Source organism: Kitasatospora sp. NPDC054768 (assembly GCF_053612025.1).
Window position 1 is genome coordinate 1 of sequence record NZ_JBSHBN010000275.1, and the last position, 6,771, is coordinate 6,771.

Below are 6,771 nucleotides of genomic sequence, written 5' to 3' on the forward strand. Positions count from 1 at the left end.
GGGACAGGAGCCGGTGTGGCTGGCGACGAATGCCAAGTTGCCAGACCGGATCGGCCCCCGCCAAGACCCCCTCGCTACGATCCGCCGTCGTAGCCACGCGCCCGGCTCCGATTCCAAGGAACCGCCGCCCCGGGCGCCTCGACCCCTCCCCGCCTGCGCGAACACGTTCCGCCCCGTGGCAGAAGACGGGCAGAACGGACACTGCTAGCCGTCGTCGTTCATCGCATCCGTGTGTGAGCGCCCTCACCGCCCCGGGTTCGGCGGCATCGCTGACGGGCCCGCCGCCGTCACACCGGGTCACCACCGACCGGCCGCTACTGAGACCCCCGCCACACCCCGCAGACGTGCCCCCGCCGGTCCGTGCGTTGACGGATGATGCGTGGTGCTGCCGGGAGCATCCCGGCCCGGTGCCCCGCGGCACCGAGGCACCGAGGGGGAGATTGTGCGATTCACCGGCCGGGTCTCCGGCGTCCTGTCGACCGTCCTGCTGGCAGCGGGAGTCGTGGCCGCCCCGCAGGCCGGCGCGGCGCCCGCCGCACCGTGCTCGGGCGGCCGGGTGCTGGACGTGGTCGCCCACCACGACGACGACCTGCTCTTCCTGACCCCCGACCTGATCCACGACCTGGCGAACCCCGACGTCTGCGTGCGGACCCTGTTCCTGGTCGGCTCGTACTACAGCCGGGACGACGTCGCGGCGCATCCCACGGACGCCGACAAGTACGCCTACATGGAAAGCCGTGAGGCCGGCGACCGCGAGGCCTACCGGGCGGCCGCCGGCATCCCCGGCGACTGGCAGCACGCGCCCTACTCGGCGGCGGGCGTGCGGGCGACGACCTGGTCGCTGGGCGGCCGGATCTCCACGGTCGAGCTGCGCGTGCCCGACGCCGCCGCGTCCAACGACGCCGGCACGATGTTCAAGGGCCAGCTGTGGGCGCTGTACGCGGACGGCCGGGAGGCCTGGCCCGTCCCGGGCGCGGACGCGCCGGTGCAGCAGCGGCTGAGCCGCGAGCAGGTCCTCGCCTTCGTCCAGGGCGTCATCGACGACTACGGGCCGACCGTGATCAACACCGAGGATCCGTCGGCGGACCACCAGCGGAGCTCCATGGACGGGAACTTCCACCCCGACCACGTCGCGACGACCAGGCTGCTGCTCGGCGCCCTGAACCGTCGCGGCGGGACCTGGCCGCGCACGACCTACTACCGGGACTACCTGGCCCGGGAGTCGGCCCCCAACCTGGACGGCCCGGCGCAGGCCCGCAAGCAGCAGGTCTTCGAGGCCTACTGCCCGTACGACGACGAGATCCACCGCGGCGGCTCCTGCCGACCGGACTACGCCGACTGGTACCGGCGCCAGTACTACGCCGACTCGACGTGGCGCGGCTCCTACCTCCTGCCCACGTCCTACGGCTTCGAGGACCCGAAGCTCGACCAGCGCTACCGCGTCGTGAACCGCTCCACCGGCCTCTACCTCGACGTCTCCGGCTCCTCCGTCGCCGACCAGGCACCCCTGCTCGGCTTCTCCCCCACCGGGAACCCCAACCAGGCCTTCACCTTCAGGGCCGCCCTGGGCGGCTGGAACCTGCGCCCGGTGCACAGCGACCAGTGCCTGGACGTGACCGGGTCGAGCACCACCGCCGGCACCCCCCTGATCCAGTTCCACTGCACCGCCGTCACCGTCGACCCCGCCGACGTGTCACGGATGTCCAGCCCCAACCAGGCCTTCCGCGTCCGCGGCGACCGCACCAGCGGCTACACCATCACCAACGCCAATTCCGGCCTCGCCCTCACCTCCCCCGCCCGGGCCGGAGGAGCGGTCACCCAGGCACCCGCCGCCGGCACCCCCGACCAGCTGTGGGACCTCGTCCCGGCCTGACCCGCGCCGTAGCGCCCCGGCCGGCTCATGCCCCGGCGCGGCACGACCCGGTGCAGCAGCAGGGCCGGGCCGAGGGCGCCGGTGGGGTGGTCGCGGACGGCTGGTGGTCGCCGTCGGTGAGGCGGTCGAGGCCGGCGGCCTCGCGGGCGCGGGCGGCGACCTCCCGTCGGTGGCGCTCACGGCCCAGGGCCCGCTGGAGTTCGGGGTCGTCGTCCGGGTCGTAGAGCGGGGAGGCGGTGGCGGCGACGTGGTCGTGGACGCGCTGCCATTCGTCGCGGGCGGTGGCCGCGTGGAGGGCGGCCTCCTCCTCCCCGGCACCGGTGTGCCGGTAGGCGGTGCGCTCGATCCTCCGGGCGGCGGCGAGGGCCTGGGCGATCGCGCGCGGGCCCGTCCCGGCGGCCCGGAGGCGGACCCGGTGCCGGACGTCGCCGAGCAGCCCCTGCTCCCGGTCGTCCGGCTCCCCCTGGGCGTGCGGATCGACGGGTGGAACGGCGGGGCCGGGTGCGGGGCGGGTGGTGTCGGTCATCGCGGGTGCCTTCCGGAGCGGAGATGCGGGGCGGGGACGAGCGGTGCCCGCGGGGACGAGGCGGGGCCACGGCTGCCCGTACCCTGCCGTTCGCCCCGCCACCCGGGCAAGGCGGGCAGTGCGGCCCCGGGCCCTGTCCCCTGTCCCCTGCCGCCTGTCCAGGGGGTGGAATTCCGCCCGCGGTGGACGGTGCGCCCGGCACCGTGGGCGGCATGATCCTGCAACCGGAGACCGACGACCTCGCCGCCTACCTCGGGGCGGACGAGGTGATCGACCATCAGCACCCGGAGCTGCGGCGGCTGGCCGCCGAGCTGGCCGCGCCGGAGGCGGCGTACCACCACGTCCGCGACCGGGTGGCGCACTCCGCGGACGCGGGCGCGTACAGCGGGGCGTTCCGCGCCTCCGAGGTGCTGGCCGCGCGCAACGCGATCTGCCACGGCAAGTCGCACCTGCTGGCCGCGCTGCTGCGGGCGCAGGGCGTGCCGACCGGCCTGTGCTACCAGCGGCTGGAGGACGGCGAGGGCGGATTCATGCTGCACGCCCTCAACGCCGTGCACCTGGACGGCCGCTGGTCCCGCCTGGACGCCCGGGGCAACCGGGAGGGGGTCGACGCGCGGTACGACCTGGACCGGGAACGGCTGGCCTGGCCGGTCCGGCCGGAGCGGGGCGAGCGCGACTACCCCGGGGTCTTCGCCGCACCGCCGGCCGCGCTGGTCCGGGCGCTCGCCCGGGCGGTGCCCGGCCGATTCGGCTACGACCACCTGCCGTCCGAACTCCCGGGCGAGGCGTCGCCCGGCCCCGGGTGAGGCGCCCGAACGTCGTAGGCACGGCAGGCGGCCGGTCGTCCGGGGATTCGCCCGTGGACGTTACGGGGCGCCGGCACGCGGCCCGGCGGCGTGCCCGTCCGCCGGCTGCGGGCCATGGTGTTCTTGCGCAGGAGGTACCGGAGCGGCTGCGGAGAAGGACGTCGCACGGTGTGGGTCGGCAGGTCCTCGGAGCTGGTGCGGCGGGCGTGGGCCGTGAACCGGCCGCTGGCCGTCACCGCCGTCCTGATGGCCCTGATGGCCCTGATGCCGGTCATCGCCCTGGTGGGCCTCGCCACCAGGCCGCGCGGGGTGTCCGCGCGCCACCGTGTCGCGCTGATGTGGATCGCCGCGCCGGCCTACCTGGGCCTGGTTCTCCTCCTCCTCTGGCAGGCGCTGCGCGCCCGGCCGCTCACCGCCCCCGACACGGCGGCCGTGGCCGCGTTGCTCGCTCTCGGCGTTGACCGGGCCCTTCCGCCGCGGTCCGGCGGACGCCGCCACTTCGGCGGCCCGCCGGCCGGACGGGGCACCGAGGACCTCTGCGAGGGCCACGTCGAGCTCCTCCGCGACGAGGAGCACCGGGCCGACCTGCTGACCTTCGGCGTCCCGGAAGGCTGGGGGCAGGTCGGGGAGGGCCTGGCCCGCGACGGCGGGATCGCGGCGATCGTCGCACCCGGCCCGGTGCCCACCAGCCCGTGGGACTGAGCGGTCCGGCCACCGCACCGGCGGTCCTGACGGAGGGATGTCAGTAGTCGCTGCTGGAGGTGGCCGCGCCGGACCCTTCGTACGGGCCGCCTCCGTACGGGCCGCTGTCGCTGCGGGCGACGGTTTCGCGGGCGGCGCGGCCGCCGAGCAGGGCGATCCGTGCGGTGGGGCGGCGCAGTGAACGCGTCGCCCCGCGCGAGCGGGGTGGGTCAGCCGGCTTCCGGTGCCGGGCCGGGGCGGGCGGTGCCCGCCATCACCTGGGCGTGCAGGCAGGCGCGGGCGTGCGACAGGGCCGCGGCGGCGGCGCGCAGGTGGTGGTTGACGACGGGGAGCAGGGTGCCGCGCAGGCGGTCGGCGGTGTGCAGTGCGGCGGCGGCCTGTTCCAGCAGCTCGCCGGCGCGGTGTATGGCCTGGCCGCGGTCGCTGGCGCGGTACTCCTCGGCGAGGGCTGCGGCGGCATGGGCGAGTTCGCCGACGCCGGGGTCTTCGACGGGTTCGGCGCCGAAGAACTCCAGCATGGACGCCAGTTCTGCCAGCCGGGCGTTGCGGCGCTTGTCCCACCAGGTGCTCACGTTGCGATCATGCACCACGACGCACCGCGATGTGGGGGGAACGGGTCAACTTCCCTGCGCGGGGGAGAATCCGGCCCGCCGGGGGTGGTGACCGGCGGTTCCGGCCTCCGGGGGCGGCGCCGGGGGCGTACGCACGGTCGGGGCGCGCCCCCAGGACGGCGCACAGCGCCGGGCGGTGCGGGATCCCTCCGCCGCCCGCACCGGGTCAGTAGTCGTCGTAGGGCTGGCAGCCGGGGCAGACGTCGATCTGCACGCCGGGTGCGGGGCAGGGGTAGAACCAGCCCGCGAGAGCGGCCCGTTGGTGGATCAGCGGGCCGTCGGTCTCGGCCCTGCCGTCGTGGAAGACGGCACCGCACCCGTGGTCGCAGGTCATGGTGCCGATCGGGCGGGTGTCGGCCCCCGCGAACGTGACAGCCATCTCGGCTCCTCTCTCTCCCGGCTGTCAGTCTGCCGACCCCGGCGGGCGGTGAACAGGCCGCGGCGGAAGCCGCGCCGCCGAGGTGGGCGCGGGCGGGCTCGGCCGCTGGGCAGCTGGGCAGCTGGGCAGCTGGGCCGAACCCGTAACGAAGTGGACAAAGTAGGATGGCTGAACTCCCGCGCTACGCGCGAAGAGTTCCATAGATGTTCCATTTGCCCGTTTCATTCTCCCGCTTCACACGCACGGAGCCACCCTCATGGACAACCTGTCCACCGTCGACGTCGACGGCGCGATAGAGACCCGCGGTATCGAACCCGTCCCGGACCACGAGCGCCGGGGCAGAGTCCGCGAGCTCTTCCCGACCTGGGTCGCGGCGAACATCAGCGTCCTGCTCCTCACCATGGGCGCGGCCCTGGTGGTGTTCAACCAGTTGAACTTCTGGCAGGTCCTGGTCGTCGCCGCGTGCGCCGCACTCGCCTCCTTCGGCATGGTCGGCGTGCTGTCGGTCTCCGGGAAGTGGGGCGGCGCCCCGGGCGCCACGCTCTCCCGGGCCACCTTCGGGGTGCGCGGCAACCTCTTCCCCGGCGCGATCCTCTGGGTCGCCCGGTTCGGCTGGGAGACGATCAACGCCGTCACCGGCGCCTACGCCGTGCTGACCGTCCTCGACCTGATGTTCGGCGTCAAGAGCAACACCGCGCTGATCGTCATCACGCTGTTCGCCTTCGTCGCCTGCACCTTCCTGGTCTCCGGCATGGGCCGCAAGGCGCTGAACGTCTGCAACACCTGGTCGACGTACCTCTTCGGCGTCTTCAGCGTCCTGGTCCTGGGCTACCTGATCGCGACCATGAACTGGAGCGAGGTCTTCTCCAAGCCCGCGGGCACCACCGCGATGATGATCGCCGGCATCGGGACCATCGCCGCCGGCGGCATCAGCTGGGTCCCCACCGGCCCGGACTTCGCCCGCTACCTGCCGCACTCCGCCTCCGGCCGGAAGATCGTCGGCGTGACGGTCTCCGGCGCCGGCCTGGTGATGGTGCCGATGGTGCTGATGGGCGCCGTGATGGCGGTGGCCTCGCCCGGCCTGGCACAGGCCGCGGACCCGGTCTCCTTCCTCGGCGACCTGCTGCCGACCTGGCTGGCCGTGCCCTACCTGCTGACCGCGATCGTGGGCATGCTGCTGATCAACAGCCTCTCCATGTACTCGGCCGGCTTCACCGCGCAGACCATGGGCGTGAAGCTGCCGCGCGCCACGGCCGTCAGCATCAACGCCGTGATCTCGCTGGTCGGCGGCCTGCTGCTGATGCTGGTCGCCAAGAGCTTCCTGGGCTCCTTCATCACCTTCCTGATCCTGCTCGCCGTCTCCTTCTCGGCCTGGATCGGCGTCTACGCGGTGGACATGTTCCGCCGCCGGTCGCGTGCGGTGCGCTACGACGCCGCCGCGCTGATGGACACCAGCAGGAACAGCCCGTACTGGTACAAGGCCGGCTTCTGCTGGCAGGCGATGGTCTCCTGGGTGCTCGCGCTGCTGATCGGGCTCGCCTTCACCAAGTGCGACTGGTTCGCCGGCCCGTTCTCCGACACCCCGATCGGCAAGTACGGGCTCGCCTGGGCGGCGACCATCGTGATCTCCGGCGCGATCATGGCCGTGCTCCCCACGCCCCGGGAGAACACCCCCGCCGCCTCCGCCACCGCCGAGCAGCCCGCCGACGTCCCGGCGGAGCGCACCGAGCGGGTCACCGTCTGACCGCACGGCGCGAACCCCCGTACGCCCCGGACCGCCCGGGTGCCGGCTCCACCGAGTGGGCCCCCCGGCGGTGCGGTTTTCGGTGCCGCCGAGGCCACAGATGCCGGGGGCCCGCGACCGGGCGGTGCGG

7 protein-coding genes are annotated in these 6,771 nt (G+C 74.2%); 4 read left to right on the forward strand and 3 right to left on the reverse strand.

The features are described from left to right. Positions 1-442 precede the first annotated feature (442 nt). Positions 443-1,873, forward strand: coding sequence for an RICIN domain-containing protein (locus ACWGKU_RS39835; RefSeq protein ID WP_452179256.1), 1,431 nt, complete (start codon positions 443-445; stop codon positions 1,871-1,873). Positions 1,874-1,898: 25 nt separating this feature from the next. Here ACWGKU_RS39835 and ACWGKU_RS39840 read toward each other — a convergent pair whose 3' ends face one another. After that, on the reverse strand, positions 1,899-2,399 hold the full coding sequence (locus ACWGKU_RS39840; protein WP_401052130.1) for a hypothetical protein: 501 nt from the start codon (positions 2,397-2,399) through the stop codon (positions 1,899-1,901). 212 nt (positions 2,400-2,611) lie between these two features. On the opposite strand from ACWGKU_RS39840, the gene ACWGKU_RS39845 reads away from it, so the two are divergent. Together ACWGKU_RS39845 and ACWGKU_RS39850 are read left to right on the forward strand one after the other, a co-directional pair. Then, entirely contained in the window at positions 2,612-3,205 is a 594-nt protein-coding gene (locus ACWGKU_RS39845) for a transglutaminase-like domain-containing protein (protein WP_452179257.1), read from the forward strand. A gap of 168 nt (positions 3,206-3,373) precedes the next feature. Further along, positions 3,374-3,907: a hypothetical protein gene (locus tag ACWGKU_RS39850; RefSeq protein WP_452179258.1), complete on the forward strand. Its 534-nt coding sequence runs from the start codon at positions 3,374-3,376 to the stop codon at positions 3,905-3,907. A 209-nt stretch (positions 3,908-4,116) separates the two neighbouring features. Here the strand turns inward: ACWGKU_RS39850 and ACWGKU_RS39855 are convergent, their stop codons facing one another. Together ACWGKU_RS39855 and ACWGKU_RS39860 are read right to left on the reverse strand one after the other, a co-directional pair. Next, a complete protein-coding gene (locus tag ACWGKU_RS39855; protein ID WP_401052136.1) occupies positions 4,117-4,479 on the reverse strand; it encodes a hypothetical protein in 363 nt (120 codons plus the stop codon). A gap of 205 nt (positions 4,480-4,684) precedes the next feature. Then, positions 4,685-4,897 carry a hypothetical protein gene (locus ACWGKU_RS39860; RefSeq protein ID WP_452179259.1) on the reverse strand — a complete coding sequence of 71 codons (213 nt, stop codon included), beginning with the start codon at positions 4,895-4,897 and terminating at the stop codon, positions 4,685-4,687. 256 nt (positions 4,898-5,153) lie between these two features. On the opposite strand from ACWGKU_RS39860, the gene ACWGKU_RS39865 reads away from it, so the two are divergent. Then, the gene (locus ACWGKU_RS39865) at positions 5,154-6,641 is read left to right on the forward strand and encodes a purine-cytosine permease family protein (protein ID WP_452179260.1); all 1,488 of its coding nucleotides are present in this window, start codon (positions 5,154-5,156) and stop codon (positions 6,639-6,641) included. The last annotated feature ends 130 nt before the right edge of the window (positions 6,642-6,771 follow it).

What these genes read in the sequence shown, in the direction of transcription:
- ACWGKU_RS39865 (WP_452179260.1), top strand. Translation starts at nt 5,154, where the DNA reads ATGGACAACCTGTCCACCGTCGACGTCGACGGCGCGATAGAGACCCGC.
- ACWGKU_RS39845 (WP_452179257.1), top strand. Translation starts at nt 2,612, where the DNA reads ATGATCCTGCAACCGGAGACCGACGACCTCGCCGCCTACCTCGGGGCG.
- ACWGKU_RS39860 (WP_452179259.1), bottom strand. Translation starts at nt 4,897, where the DNA reads ATGGCTGTCACGTTCGCGGGGGCCGACACCCGCCCGATCGGCACCATG.
- ACWGKU_RS39840 (WP_401052130.1), bottom strand. Translation starts at nt 2,399, where the DNA reads ATGACCGACACCACCCGCCCCGCACCCGGCCCCGCCGTTCCACCCGTC.